This is a genomic window from Streptomyces sp. 35G-GA-8 (assembly GCF_023534745.1).
Lineage (GTDB): Bacteria > Actinomycetota > Actinomycetes > Streptomycetales > Streptomycetaceae > Streptomyces.
In genome coordinates, this window is the sequence record NZ_JAMHJQ010000013.1 from 1 (window position 1) to 13806 (window position 13806).

The 13806-nt window shown below is 70.0% G+C and carries 13 protein-coding genes; 3 read left to right on the forward strand and 10 right to left on the reverse strand.

The window, feature by feature from the left end; all coding sequences use genetic code 11:
* Positions 1-210 (forward strand): hypothetical protein (locus M1203_RS27640; protein ID WP_249952527.1); only part of this gene is annotated, 210 nt, incomplete at its 5' end.
* A gap of 237 nt (positions 211-447) precedes the next feature.
* On the opposite strand, the gene M1203_RS27645 is transcribed toward M1203_RS27640, so the two are convergent.
* Positions 448-1455, reverse strand: a complete 1008-nt coding sequence (locus M1203_RS27645; protein WP_249952528.1) for a stage II sporulation protein M — start codon at positions 1453-1455, stop codon at positions 448-450.
* A gap of 168 nt (positions 1456-1623) precedes the next feature.
* Here M1203_RS27645 and M1203_RS27650 point away from each other — a divergent pair, with 168 nt between their 5' ends.
* Positions 1624-2577, forward strand: a complete 954-nt coding sequence (locus M1203_RS27650) for an RDD family protein (RefSeq protein ID WP_249952529.1) — start codon at positions 1624-1626, stop codon at positions 2575-2577.
* 19 nt (positions 2578-2596) lie between these two features.
* On the opposite strand, the gene M1203_RS27655 is transcribed toward M1203_RS27650, so the two are convergent.
* The 9 genes from M1203_RS27655 to M1203_RS27695 form a co-directional block, all read right to left on the reverse strand.
* Positions 2597-3211 carry a hypothetical protein gene (locus M1203_RS27655; protein WP_249952530.1) on the reverse strand — a complete coding sequence of 205 codons (615 nt, stop codon included), beginning with the start codon at positions 3209-3211 and terminating at the stop codon, positions 2597-2599.
* A 166-nt stretch (positions 3212-3377) separates the two neighbouring features.
* The gene (ahcY, locus tag M1203_RS27660; protein ID WP_249952531.1) at positions 3378-4835 is read right to left on the reverse strand and encodes an adenosylhomocysteinase; all 1458 of its coding nucleotides are present in this window, start codon (positions 4833-4835) and stop codon (positions 3378-3380) included.
* A 304-nt stretch (positions 4836-5139) separates the two neighbouring features.
* Positions 5140-6117: a cation diffusion facilitator family transporter gene (locus M1203_RS27665; RefSeq protein ID WP_249952532.1), complete on the reverse strand. Its 978-nt coding sequence runs from the start codon at positions 6115-6117 to the stop codon at positions 5140-5142.
* Between the two features lie 88 nt (positions 6118-6205).
* Positions 6206-7375 (reverse strand): mannose-6-phosphate isomerase, class I, encoded by a 1170-nt coding sequence (manA, locus tag M1203_RS27670; protein ID WP_249952533.1) that lies wholly within the window; start codon positions 7373-7375, stop codon positions 6206-6208.
* A gap of 189 nt (positions 7376-7564) precedes the next feature.
* The gene (locus tag M1203_RS27675; RefSeq protein WP_249952534.1) at positions 7565-8797 is read right to left on the reverse strand and encodes an SIS domain-containing protein; all 1233 of its coding nucleotides are present in this window, start codon (positions 8795-8797) and stop codon (positions 7565-7567) included.
* A gap of 75 nt (positions 8798-8872) precedes the next feature.
* On the reverse strand, positions 8873-9055 hold the full coding sequence (locus M1203_RS27680) for a Trm112 family protein (RefSeq protein WP_249952535.1): 183 nt from the start codon (positions 9053-9055) through the stop codon (positions 8873-8875).
* A gap of 239 nt (positions 9056-9294) precedes the next feature.
* The gene (locus M1203_RS27685; RefSeq protein WP_374404141.1) at positions 9295-10659 is read right to left on the reverse strand and encodes a phosphomannomutase/phosphoglucomutase; all 1365 of its coding nucleotides are present in this window, start codon (positions 10657-10659) and stop codon (positions 9295-9297) included.
* Positions 10660-10880: 221 nt separating this feature from the next.
* Positions 10881-12497, reverse strand: coding sequence for a lactate permease LctP family transporter (locus tag M1203_RS27690; protein ID WP_249952537.1), 1617 nt, complete (start codon positions 12495-12497; stop codon positions 10881-10883).
* Positions 12498-12665: 168 nt separating this feature from the next.
* Positions 12666-13091: a DUF3499 domain-containing protein gene (locus M1203_RS27695; protein ID WP_249952538.1), complete on the reverse strand. Its 426-nt coding sequence runs from the start codon at positions 13089-13091 to the stop codon at positions 12666-12668.
* Between the two features lie 275 nt (positions 13092-13366).
* Here M1203_RS27695 and M1203_RS27700 point away from each other — a divergent pair, with 275 nt between their 5' ends.
* Positions 13367-13795, forward strand: a complete 429-nt coding sequence (locus tag M1203_RS27700) for a metallopeptidase family protein (protein ID WP_249952721.1) — start codon at positions 13367-13369, stop codon at positions 13793-13795.
* The last annotated feature ends 11 nt before the right edge of the window (positions 13796-13806 follow it).

Consider the following 13806-nt stretch of genomic DNA (forward strand, 5'->3'; position numbering starts at 1 on the left):
GGGCTTTCCTCCGGGCTTTTCCCTTCGGTCTTGCGTTTCCGACTCTATCAGACTCTTTCGTGTCCGATTCCCCGTCGGAGCGGGGCCGCCTTCCAGTTCTTCGCTTTCGCGTTTCCCTTTCCGGCGATTCCGACTCTATCAGATTCATTCGGCGTGTTCTGCTTCATGAATTCCGATGGCCTGCGGACTGGCCTTTTGCCTTTCGGCTGACCCGACTTTAGCAGAAGCATTCGGGCCGATCTGATCGGCCTTGGTGATCTGGATGTCGAATCGAAAGGGCTGCGCAGGGATTCGATTCCCATCGCGAGCCGCATAGAAATGATCAACTGCTCTCGAAGTATGTCCTACTTCGAGGCAACCGTTCAAATCTACCTCCCCACGTCAACCGTGTCAACGGTCGTTGTGGGGCGAAGAGGAGACTAACAGGTGTCGGCCGCGATACGCACATCAGGCCGCGACCGGAAGCTCGGCGCTGCGGTCCGCGGCTTCCACGTCACCCGTCTGCCCCGCCCGTACGGCCCGGCCGCCAAGGATGTAGACGTAGGCGAGGAAGGCCGCCTCGGCCGCCACGCCGATGGCGATCCGGGCCCATGTGGGCAGGCCGGACGGGGTCACGAAGCCCTCTATCAGGCCTGACACGAAGAGGACGAGTGCCAGGCCGATGGCCATGCCGAGTGCGGCGCGGCCCTGCTGGGCCATGGCGGTGCGACGGCTGAACGGGCCCGGGTCGATCAGTGTCCAGCCGAGCCGGAGACCCGTACCCGCGGCGACGAAGACCGCTGTGAGTTCGAGCAGGCCGTGCGGGAGGACCAGCCCGAGGAAGATGTCGAGGCGGCCTGCCGAGGACATCAGGCCGATGCCCACACCCAGGTTGAGCACGTTGACGAAGAGGACCCAGATGACCGGGAGACAGAGGAAAGCGCCCAGGACGAGGCACATGGCGGCGGCCTGCGCGTTGTTCGTCCAGACCTGGGCCGCGAAGGACGCCGCCGGATGGCTTGAGTAGTACGTCTCGTACTCGCCGCCGGGCCGGGTCATCCGGCGCAGTTCGTCCGGCGCGCCGATCGCGGACTGGACCTCGGGGTGGGCTCCGATCCACCAGCCGATGAGGGCGGCCAGGAGAGTGGAGAGGATCGCCGTCGGGATCCACCAGCGGCGGGAACGGTAGACGGCCGCGGGAAAGCCGGCTGTGAGGAAGCGCGCGGCGTCGCGCCAGGTGGCCCGGCGGGCTCCGGTGACCGTGGCCCGGGCTCGGGCCACGAGCTGGGTGAGACGGGTGGTGAGCGCCGGGTCCGGGGCGGTGGACTGGATCAGCGAGAGATGGGTGGCGGTGCGCTGGTAGAGGGCGACGAGTTCATCGGCCTCTGCTCCGGTGAGGCGGCGCCCGCGGTGCAGGAGATGATCCAGGCGGTCCCACTCGGCGCGGTGGGCTGTCACGAAGACATCGAGGTCCATGGTCGGCTGCTGCTCCAGGCACTGGGTGCGTACGGTCCGTACTACTGCGCGGCCAGCGCACCGCAGCCACGGCCAATTGCCACTGCCACTGCCGCGACGCGCTGCGGGCCAGCTTGGCAGACTGAGGACTTCAGGGGCAGAGACGGTCCGGCGATGGGTGGGGCACCGGTGAATGAGCTTGTGACGGGCGACGCGGTCGTACTCGGGGTGCGCCCGGCGAGGCTGCCGAGCCGGGCGCTGGCGCTGGCGATCGACATGGTGGTCGCCTGGACGGCCTACCTGCTGGTGTCGGTCGGAATCGCTCTCGCGGCCGGCTCCCTGGACGAGGCGGCGCTCATGGCCCTGTCCATCGCGACGTTTCTGCTGGTCCTGGTGGGCGGTCCGATCGCCGTGGAGACCCTCAGCCATGGACGTTCTCTGGGGAAGCTGGCCTGCGGGCTGCGCGTGGTGCGGGACGACGGCGGGCCGGTCCGGTTCCGGCACGCGCTCGTGCGCGGGGCGATCGGGGTCGTGGAGATCCTGCTGTCGTTCGGAGTCATCGCCTGTATCGCGTCGCTGGTCTCGGCGCGGGGCCGGCGGGTCGGGGATGTCTTCGCGGGGACCCTTGTCGTACGGGAGCGGGTGCCGGTGACGCACCCGGCCATGGTCCCGCCGCCTCCGCCGTGGCTCGCGGGACGGTTCGCGGAGCTGGACCTGTCCGCCGTGCCGGACGATCTGTGGCTCGCCATACGCCAGTACCTGACGCGGATGGGGCAGCTCGACGCCCGGGTGGGCTGGTCAATGGCCGAGCGGCTCGCGGGTGAGCTGGCGGCGCGTACCGGAGCCCCGGCGCCGCAGGGGATACCCGCCGGCGCCTATCTGGCCGCCGTCGTGCATGAGCGGCAGACGCGGGACGCCCGACGGGCCTTCGGCGTCTCTCCCGGCCCGGTCCCGGTTCCCGCCCAGGGCCCGGCCTCCGCCGCCGCTCCGATGGCGTTTCCGGTCCCGGACAAGGCCACGGCCCCCGCCCCCTTCCAGGCCCCGTCTTTCCAGGCCTCGTCGCCCGCACCGGTTCCGTCCCCCGCATCCGCGCCGTCCGAAGCCGGGGCGCGGCCGGCCACCGGGTTCGCCCCGCCGGCGTAGGCATCGGGCAGGGCCCGCGTCAGGGCAGGACGGACGGCGGGGATTCCAGGTCTTCGAGCTCGATGCCGGGGGCCGAGAGCACCACGTCGCCGGCGAGGTGAACCGTGTGCTGCTCACCCGTGTCCAGGGCGCTGACCTGGTACTCGTCCACCGTCAGGGGTCCATTGTCAGTGCCGTGCGCTTCACTGTTCACCAGGGCCCAGGACTGATCGAGAGTACGGGGAGCGAGAACGGGATCCGTGAAGGCGACAAGACGTACGCGGGTCGCGGGGGAACCGGGGGTGAGACGCAGAAGTCGCGCGGTCGCGACGAGGAACGCGGGGGAAGTGCCGGTGAAGGCGTGCGCACGGACGTTGCCTTCGGTGGCATGGGTGCCGGTGGGGTCGGTACGGACCCAGGTGACGCCGTCGAGCGCGGCGCCACGGATCTGCCAGCTCGCGGCGTGGAGTTGAAGACGAATGGGGCGGCCGAGCTCGTCGAGGGCCAGATCGACAGAGCCGGAATGGTCGCCGGAGGGAGTGGTGATCTGGGAGACATAGCGCCAGCCGGAGGGGCCTGGCGCGCAGTGGAAGTGTTCGTCACCGAGAGGAGTGTGATCGTGCGGATCATGGAGCGAATAACGGCCGCGGGGCATGGGGTCTTTCCGGTCCTTCGGAGCCTCGGCGTCTGACACGCTTCCTCGCCGCGCACGGAACAGGCCCCCGACACGGGGGTGCGGGGGCCTGTCCGTTGCAGCGGGGTACTACCGCGGAGATACCTACAGGTACCTACAGGCGGCTACAGGTACCTACTGGGGTGTGTCAGTAGCGGTAGTGGTCGGGCTTGTACGGGCCCTCGACCTTGACGCCGATGTAGGCGGCCTGCTCCGGGCGGAGCGTCGTCAGCTTCACACCGAGCGCGTCGAGGTGGAGCCGGGCGACCTTCTCGTCCAGGTGCTTGGGAAGCACGTAGACATCGGTCGGGTACTCCTCCGGCTTGGTGAACAGCTCGATCTGGGCCAGTGTCTGGTCCGCGAACGAGTTGGACATCACGAAGGACGGGTGGCCGGTCGCGTTGCCCAGGTTCAGCAGGCGGCCCTCGGACAGGACGATGAGCGTCTTGCCGTCCGGGAAGGTCCAGGTGTGGACCTGCGGCTTGACCTCGTCCTTGACGATGCCGTCGATCTTGGCGAGGCCGGCCATGTCGATCTCGTTGTCGAAGTGACCGATGTTGCCGACGATCGCCTGGTGCTTCATCTTGGCCATGTCCGAGGCCATGATGATGTCCTTGTTGCCCGTGGTGGTCACGAAGATGTCGGCGATACCGACGACATCGTCGAGCGTGGAGACCTGGTAGCCGTCCATCGCCGCCTGGAGGGCGCAGATCGGGTCGATCTCCGTGATGATCACGCGGGCGCCCTGGCCGCGCAGCGACTCGGCGCAGCCCTTGCCGACGTCGCCGTAGCCGAAGACGACCGCGACCTTGCCGCCGATGAGGACGTCGGTGGCGCGGTTGATGCCGTCGATCAGGGAGTGGCGGCAGCCGTACTTGTTGTCGAACTTGGACTTGGTGACCGCGTCGTTGACGTTGATCGCCGGGAAGAGGAGGCTGCCGTCGCGGTGCATCTCGTACAGCCGGTGCACGCCGGTGGTGGTCTCTTCCGTGACACCGCGGATCTCGGACGCCAGACGGGTCCACTTCTGCGGGTTCTCGGAGAGGGTGCGGTTCAGCAGACGGAGGATGTAGCTGTACTCCTCGCTGTCCGCGGTGGCCGGGTCGGGGGCCGCGCCGGCCTTCTCGAACTCGACGCCCTTGTGCACCAGGAGGGTGGCGTCACCGCCGTCGTCGAGGATCATGTTCGGGCCGCCGGTGGGCGTGTTCGGCCACGTCAGAGCCTGCTCCGTGCACCACCAGTACTCCTCCAGCGTCTCGCCCTTCCAGGCGAAGACGGGGACGCCCTGGGGGTTGTCGACGGTGCCCTCGGGACCGACCGCGATGGCGGCAGCGGCGTGGTCCTGGGTGGAGAAGATGTTGCAGGAGGCCCAGCGGACCTCGGCACCGAGGGCCGTCAGGGTCTCGATGAGGACCGCGGTCTGGACGGTCATGTGCAGGGAGCCGGTGATACGGGCGCCGGCCAGCGGCTGGGCGTCCGCGTACTCCTTGCGGATCGACATCAGACCGGGCATCTCGTGCTCGGCGAGGGTGATCTCCTTGCGGCCGAACTCGGCGAGCGAGAGATCGGCGACCTTGAAGTCCTGTCGGTTGGCGACAGTCGTCATAACGAGCTGCTCCTCGTAAATCGGGTCGAGGGTGAGTACATACGGCTGGCTCTGCGGCGGCGGGCATACGAATGCCCGGGACCCCGCAGCTCAGTCCGTCGGAGGCCCTCTCTCCCTCGGCCGGTCCGCCTTCGCGGGCCGCCCGACCGCCATCAGCAGCGACGTCTGGCTCTGCAGACGAATCTACACCGACCGGCCCACGGGCCCACAGCCGAACGGAAAATGGATCATGAAGGGATCAGCAGGAGGGAGGGGGAGGAGACGGAGAGAGGACAAGGAGTGAGGGAGGGAAGTGGGCCGGGACTCAGTGGGCGGTACTGGCGGTCGGATCGCCCTGGTCCTTGGCGGGGTTGGTGCCCGCGGCGGCGGCCGACTCGCTGTAGATGTCCGGCTCCAGATAGATCACCCGGGCGATCGGGACCGCCTCGCGGATCCGGGCCTCGGCGGCGTTGATCGCCTGGGCGACCTCGCCGGCCGTGTCGTTGTGCTCGACCGCGATCTTGGCCGCGACCAGCAGCTCCTCGGGGCCGAGGTGCAGCGTGCGCATGTGGATGATGCCGGTCACCACATCACCGTCGACGATCGCGTTCTTGATCTTCTCCACATCCTCGATGCCCGCCGCCTCGCCGAGGAGGAGGGACTTCGTCTCGACCGCCAGTACCAGCGCGATCAGAATGAGGAGGACACCGATGCAGAGGGTGCCGATGCCGTCCCACACGCCGTTGCCCGTCCCCAGGGCGAGCCCCACACCGGCCAGGGCGAGGACCAGACCGACGAGCGCGCCGAGGTCTTCCAGGAGTACGACGGGGAGTTCGGGGGCCTTGGAGCGGCGGACGAACTGCGTCCAGGAGAGCGAGCCGCGCGTGACGTTCGACTCCTTGATGGCCGTACGGAACGAGAACGCCTCCGCGATGATGGCGAAGACGAGCACGCCCACCGGCCAGTACCAGGCCTCGATCTCGTGCGGGTGCTTGATCTTCTCGTAGCCCTCGTAGATGGCGAACATGCCACCGACCGAGAACAGCACGATGGAGACGAGGAAGGCATAGATATAGCGCTCACGGCCATAGCCGAAGGGGTGCTGCGGGGTCGCCTCGCGCTTCGCCTTCTTGCCGCCGAGAAGCAGCAGCCCCTGGTTGCCCGCGTCCGCGACGGAGTGCACGCTCTCCGCGAGCATCGAGGACGAACCACTGAAGAGGAACGCCACGAACTTGGCTACTGCGATCGCGAAGTTGGCGCTGAGCGCCGCCACGATCGCCTTGGTTCCGCCTGACGCGCTCATTGGGTGCGAGGTGTCCCTTCATCGGTGGCGCGGCCCTGGCGCCGCGGTACGGCGGGACATTGTTGCAGCCGCCGGGACGGCCGGTACATCAGACCACCACTGTGGCCCGGAACACCGTGCCCGTACCGGACAGTTCGGCCTTCTCGCCCGCCGCGACGAAGACCGAACCGCCGGGGGCGAGCTCGATGTCGTTCGCCTGCGGCGTGCCCGCCGTGCAGAGCAGGATCTGGGGCGTCGCGGCGGTGAGGTCGCGCGGCTCGGCACCGGGCGCGAGGGTGTAGCGGGAGAGTCTGAACTCGTCGATGGGCGTCTCGTACAGTTCCTCGCCCGAGGGCGACGCCTCCGGGCGCAGGACGCCGGGGTCGGTCGCCTCGAAGCGGACGATACGGAGCAGCTCGGGCACGTCCACATGCTTGGGGGTGAGTCCGCAGCGCAGGACGTTGTCGGAGTTGGCCATGATCTCGACGCCGAGTCCGTTGAGATAGGCGTGCGGGACGCCCGCCCCGAGGAAAAGCGCCTCGCCCGGCTGGAGTTGTACGTAGTTGAGCAGCATGGCGGCGATGACGCCGGGGTCGCCCGGGTAGTGGTGGGCGATCGACGCGTACGGGGCGTAGTCCCCGCCGAGCCGGTCCGCCGCCGCGGCGACCTCGGTGACAGTGGCGGCCATCTCGTCCGGATCGGCGGTGAGGACGGCGGTCAGCACCTCGCGCAGCGCGGCCTCTTCGGGGTGGGCACGCAGAAGGTCGACGTACGGCTTGAGTGAGTCGACGTCCAGCCGCGCGAGCAGTTCGGCGCTCGCCTCCGGGGTGCGGAAGCCGCACATGCCGTCGAAGGGGGTGAGCGCGCAGATCAGTTCGGGCTTGTGGTTGGCGTCCTTGTAGTTGCGGTGGGGCGCGTCGATCGGGACGCCGCGCCGCTCCTCCGCCTCGTACCCCTCCTTCGCCTGGGCGAGGTTGGGGTGGACCTGGAGGGAGAGCGGGGAGCCGGCGGCCAGGAGCTTGAGCAGGAACGGCAGTCGGGGGCCGAACTTCCGGACCGTGGCCGCGCCGAGTTCCGCCTCGGGGTCGGCGTCGATGACGGCGGAGAGCGCCTGTTCGCCGGAGTCATGACCTCGGTCGAGACAGGAGGGGGCTCCCGGGTGGGCGCCCATCCACATCTCGGCCTGGGGCTCGCCCGTGGGAGCGGTGCCGAGCAGCTCCGGGATGGCGGTCGTCGAGCCCCAAGCGTAGGGGCGCACGGTGTTGGAGAGGCGGTCCATGGGGTGAGCTTTCTCGTACGGGGTGAAGGAGCGACGACACGCGGTGGCGCGCAGATGTGGCGAGGGTGAAGGTGTGGTGAAGGCGAGGGCGGATCCGGGTTCGGGTTGCGCGGAGCCGGGTTCGGTTTCGGCTTCGGCTTCGGCTTCGGCTTCGGCTTCGGCTTACGTTTGCGCGGAGCCGGGTTCGGCTTACTCGGGGGCGGCCCCGGCGAGGGCGAGATAGACCGTGGCGAAGTCGGTGACGGCGACCAGCTCGGCCAGGCTCTCCAGCTCGCTGCCCTCCTCGGGCTCCAGCTCGCTGATGGCCGTGTCATGGCCGAGTGCGAGTTCGCGGGCGGCGGGTGCCGCGGTCAGTCCGCCGGCCGGCCGGTCCCGGAGCAGGATGACACGGGCGCGCCACGCCTGCGGTTCCTCGACCCGGTCGCGGAAAAAGTCGTCGGGGTCGGCGGCGCCGCCCGCGAAGTGACCGGCGAGCAGCGCGCTGTGTGCCGTAAGGGCTTCGGGCAGCTCCGCGGCGAGGGCGGGGCGGCCGGTCAGTTCGGCCAGTACGGCGGCGAAGCGGCGCCCCGCGGGGGCGGCGGCCGGGCCCTCCGTCCAGATCAGCGGAAGGCTGTCGGCCAGCTCGGCGGCGAGGGTCTTGGCCGGGTTGCTGTACGTCGCGATGGCCGGGCCGCAGCGTTCGGCGGTACGGTCCAGCCGGTCGGCGACGAGTTGAAGGGTCTCGGCCGGCGCGGTGAGCAGCCCGACGCGGTCCAGGAGCGCGAGCAGCGGGACGAGCAGGGCCCAGAGCGCGCCGGGGCCGGCCGCCGGCGTCCCTTCGGGCTCGTACCACTCATCGGAGCCGTCGCGTCCGTACTGACCGGGCTCAACGGACTGTCCGTACGCGCCGTTCTGTCCGTACGAGCCGTTCTGCCCGTACTGGCCGTTCGGTGCTGTCGCCATCGGGACCATCAGTCCGTGCGTCCCGCCGACGATCTCGCTCAGCGGCGACTGACGCGGGGCGACGGCGACGACCGTACAGCCGCGGCGGTACGCCTGCTCGGCGAGGAGGGACAGGCCGGGCTCGCTGCCTTCCGTGGTGACGATCAGCAGCAGGTCCACGGGGCCCGCCCAGCCCGGGAGCGCCCAGCGCAGCGCGCCCGCCGCGGCGGCGACGCCGGTGGGGCGGAGCCGGGTGACCGGCGCGGCGTTCGCGGTGAGCGCGGTGATCAGATCGGCGACGCCGGTCGCGGCGGCGCCGGAACCGGCGATCAGCACGGCACGCGGGCGGCCTTCCGGAGCGAGTCCGGCGATACCGGCCTCCGCGGTGTGCCGGAGGGCGGTGCGCACGCGCGCTCCGGCCTCCGCGGCGCCGCGCAGCAGACCGTCGCGGTCGGCTCGCGCCAGGGCGTCGGGAGCGTCGAGCAACGACTCGTCGAGCATGGGGATGGGCCTCCGATCGCCGGGCGCGGGCCACGCGGGCACGGGGCGCGGGGCGTTGTGGGCAGCGCTTGCTGGTCAGGCGGGGCGGCGTGCCTCGTCGACGAGGAGGACCGGGATGTCGTCCCGTACCGGATAGGCCAGGCCGCAGCTCTCGCCGGTGCAGATCAGCTCGGGGGTCTCGGCCTCGGTGCGGTCGCTGAGCGGCGCGTGGCAGGCCGGACAGGCGAGGATCTGCAGAAGGCCGGCTTCGAGCGGCATGGGGATGGGGTCCCTTCGTGCGGGCGGATCGGGCCATGTCAGCGTACCGCCGGGCGCTGTCCGGCGGGGACCGCCCGGCGTGCGCCCGGCGCGGTCCGGGACGGGGGAAGCGGACGCGCCCCCACCCCCCACCCCCAAGACGGAGCCCGACGACAGACGACAGACGACAGAAGTCCAACGCCTGAGGACGCGCCGACGGGGACTGACCGCTGAGAACACACGGTCGGGCGGGCGGCGGCCTACGCGCGGATCAGCGCCAGCGCCTCGTCCCTCACGCGCTCCATCGTCGCCTCGTCGCGCGCCTCGACGTTCAGACGCAGCAGCGGCTCCGTGTTGGAGGCGCGGAGGTTGAACCACCAGTCCGCCGCCGTCACCGTCAGCCCGTCGAGTTCGTCGAACGTGACGCCCTCGCGGGAGGCGAAGGCCGCGCGTACCGCCGCCGTACGGGCCGTCTGGTCGTCGACCGTGGAGTTGATCTCGCCGGAGCCCGCGTAACGGTCGTACGAGGCGACCAGTTCGGACAGCGGTCCCTGCTGGCCGCCGAGCGCCGCCAGGACATGGAGCGCGGCGAGCATGCCCGTGTCGGCGTTCCAGAAGTCGCGGAAGTAGTAGTGCGCGGAGTGCTCGCCCCCGAAGACCGCTCCCCTGGCGGCCATCTCCTGCTTGATGAAGGAGTGTCCGACGCGGGTGCGCACGGGCGTGCCGCCGTGTTCCCTGACGACCTCGGGGACCGACGAGGAGGTGATCAGGTTGTGGATGATCGTGCCGCCGGGGTACTTGGCCAGCTCGCGCGCCGCGACCAGGGCGGTGATCGCCGAAGGGGAGACGCCGTGGCCCCGCTCGTCGACGACGAAGCAGCGGTCGGCGTCGCCGTCGAAGGCGAGCCCCAGGTCGGCGCCCTCGGCCAGGACACGGGCCTGGAGGTCCACGATGTTCTTCGGGTCCAGCGGGTTGGCCTCGTGGTTCGGGAACGTGCCGTCCAGCTCGAAGTACATCGGCACCACATCGAGCGGCAGATCCGCGAAGACCGTCGGGACGGTGTGCCCGCCCATGCCGTTGCCCGCGTCCACGACGACCTTCAGCGGGCGGATCGCCGAGACATCGACCAGGGACAGCAGATACGCGGCGTAGTCGGTGAGGGTGTCCCGCTGCCCGAGGTGTCCTGGCTTGGTGACCGAGGCCGGGGCGCCGTCCGTCAGCCAGCGCTCGACCAGCGCGCGGATCTCCGCGAGCCCCGTGTCCTGGCCTACGGGCGCCGCGCCGGCCCGGCACATCTTGATGCCGTTGTACTGGGCGGGGTTGTGCGAGGCCGTGAACATCGCGCCCGGCAGGTCCATGTCCCCCGACGCGTAGTACAGCTGGTCGGTGGAGCACAGCCCGATGATCGTGGCGTCGGCTCCGCGCGAGACGGCGCCCCGGGCGAAGCTCGACGCCAGACCGGGCGAGGAGGGCCGCATGTCATGGCCGATCACGATCGCCTCGGCGCCGGTGACCTCGACGAAGGCGGCGCCGAAGAGTTCCGCGAGACGGTCGTCCAGTTGATCCGGGTACACCCCTCGCACGTCGTACGCCTTCACGAGCTGCGACAAATCGGCCACGGCCAACGCCTCCAGAAGTTCCTGTCACCGCGGTCAGCGGGGCCCGCCGCGATCCGCTGCGGTTCGGTTCAAACTACCCGTCGGCGACCCGTCGGCGGTCCGGCGGACAGCCGTAAGTCCCTAAACCTCGGCGACAAACCTCGGCGACGCGCCCAAGGACCTCAGGTCCCCAAAGACCCCAAGGCCCTCAGCGCATCAGCACCTCAGCACCTCAGCACCTCAGCACCTCAAGGAAGCATCCACCCCAGCACCGCCGTGCTCTGCCCCAACACGATGAGACACATCACCAGCAACAGCACCAGGCTCCAGGGCAGTACCTTGCGCAGCAGATCCCCTTCCTTGCCCGCCAGTCCGACCGCCGCGCACGCGATCGTCAGGTTCTGTGGCGAGATCATCTTGCCGAGCACTCCCCCGGAGCTGTTCGCCGCGGCCAGCAGTTCGGGCGACAGGCCGGACTGCGCCGCCGCCGTCACCTGGAGCGCGCCGAAGAGGGCGTTGGCCGACGTGTCCGAGCCCGAGACCGCGACGCCGAACCACCCCAGGATCGGCGAGAGGAACGCGAGTCCCGCGCCCGCCGCGGCGACGAAGTGGCCGATGGTGCCCGCCTGTCCGGAGAGATTCATGACATACGCGAGGGCCAGTACGGAGGTGACGGTGAGGATCGCGTACCGCAGTTCGTACACGGTCGCGGCCCACTCCCGCGCCGCGTCCCCCGCGCGTACGCCGAGAACGACGGCCGTGAAGAGTCCGGCGAGCAGTACGAGCGTGCCCCCGGTCGCGACGAGGGGCAGGGAGAAGAGATTGGCGCCCACGCGGTTCCCGTCCGGGTCCGCGGCATCGAGGAACGGCCAGTCGAACACCCTCGTCGCCTTGGCCAGCGCCTCCTTGACCGGCGGGATCTGGGCGACGGAGAAGACCACCACGATCAGTGCGTACGGAGCGTAGGCGCGCAGCACTTCGGGACGCGGGTCCTCGCGGTCCAGGTCCTCGCTCCGTACGCCCGTGAGCACCGCGGCGCGCACCGGCTCCGCCGCGGGCCTGCGGGCCGAGGGCACGGCCACCAGCGCCGCCGCTCCGGCCAGCGCGGCGCCGATGTCGGCGAGTTGGGCGGAGACGTAGTTGGCGGCGGCGAACTGCGCGACGGCGAAGGCGACTCCGCACGCCAGCGCGGGCAACCAGGTCTCGCGCAGCCCCCGTCGGCCGTCGACGAGCCAGACCAGTACGAGCGGTACGACGAGCGCGAGCAGCGGGGTCTGCCGGCCGACGACCGAGGCGACGGTGTCCAGCGGCAGATCGGTGACCTGCGCGAGCGTCACCACGGGGGTGCCCATCGCGCCGAACGCCACGGGCGCGGTGTTGGCGACGAGCGAGACGACGGCGGCCTTGACCGGCGAGAAGCCGAGCGCCACCAGCATCACCGAACAGATGGCCACCGGCGCCCCGAAGCCCGCGAGCGCTTCGAGCAGCGCGCCGAAGCAGAAGGCGATGACCAGTGCCTGGATACGGGGGTCGTCGGAGAGACGCCCGAAGGACCGCCGCAGGATGTCGAAGTGCTGCGTACGGACCGTCATCCGGTACACCCAGAGGGCGTTGACGACGATCCACATGATCGGGAAGAGCCCGAAGAGCGCTCCCTGGGCACCGGCCGAGAGGGTCTGGCCGAGGGGCATGCCGAAGACGAGCCAGCCCACCAGCACGGCGACGGCGAGACCGATGACCCCCGCGCGGTGGGCTTTCATGCGGAGGGCACCGAGCAGGATCAGTACGGTGGCCAGCGGCAGGGCGGCGACGAGGGCGGAGAGGGCGAGCGAGTCGGCGACGGGTTCCAGTTGCTGTACGTACACGACAGTCCTCCGGATTCCGCGATACGGAAACTGATCTCTCACCAGTGGACGAATGTTCGTGTCCATGCCAAGGGGAGGTCAATGGTCCGTACAGGATCTGTACCGGAAAAGATGTCGATGAGGCGACGAGCCCGGGATTCAGGACTCAGGGCCCGGAATCCAGCGTGCTCAGGGTTCAGGAGAGCGCAGCACCCGCAGATGCCCCCGGCGCCCGCCCTCGCCCGGATCCGCCCCGCGCGCGCCGTTGCCACCGCCCCCCGCCGCGCGCTCCTGCGGGCGTGCCGCTTCGCGTACGGCGTTCGCGAGCGCTTCCAGATCGTCACCGCTGGGGCGCGCCGGGGCCGAGCCGTCCGTCAGGCGGACGACCTCCCAGCCACGCGGAGCGGTCAGCCGCTCACTGTGTTCCGCACACAGGTCGTAGCAATGGGGCTCGGCGTAGGTGGCGAGCGGGCCGAGGACCGCGGTCGAATCGGCATAGACGTACGTCAGTGTCGCGACAGCAGGGCGGCCGCACGCGGTGCGCGAACAGCGACGTACAGGGCTCACGATGTTGGACGGTACCGCACTCTTGAGCGGGCCGCGACGACTCTCCACCAGGTCACTCCCCCGTGTCGCGGCGTGATATCCCACTCAACTTGGCCGGAAGTAACTGCCCTGACCTGCATGGAAAGAGGAGTGACCACATAGCGACACTCCGTTACACGGTCACGACTTGGGGCAAAAGCCGTCAATGACGGCGAGGGCGCTGATCGCGGGGACGCCTGGAATCGAGCGCAAGCTTGGCCGGAATGCTCAATATGCGACATGCCGTACGAGGCGGGCGGCAGCCGCGATATCGGCGGCGCGGGGAGGGCTACCCTGCGTCAGTGATGGACAGTCCTGTACCGCCCCGCCCGACCGAACCACGGCCGCGCCGCCGCGACCGTCACGGCCGCGGTATGCGTGGGCCCGTCGCCCCGCCCCAGGTGCCGCTCTCGACCAGCCGCTCCGAGTCCTTCCGCGATCTCGTGCGGGACTCGGTGGACCGGCTGGAGCGGCGCTGGCCCCAGCTGGCCGAGGTGGATTTCCTGGTCATGGAGGTGCCGACCCCGCAGGACGACACCGTGCCGCTCGGCAGTTCGGTCCCGGCGGGGAAGGACCACCCGGCGCGGATCCTGATCTACCGGCGGCCCGTGGAGATCCGTACCAAGAACCGCGACGACCGCGCGCTGCTGGTGCACGAGGTCGTGGTCGAGCAGGTCGCGGAACTGCTGGGGCTGGCGCCCGAGTCCGTCGATCCCCGGTACGGACAGGAGTGAGGGCGGGCCCG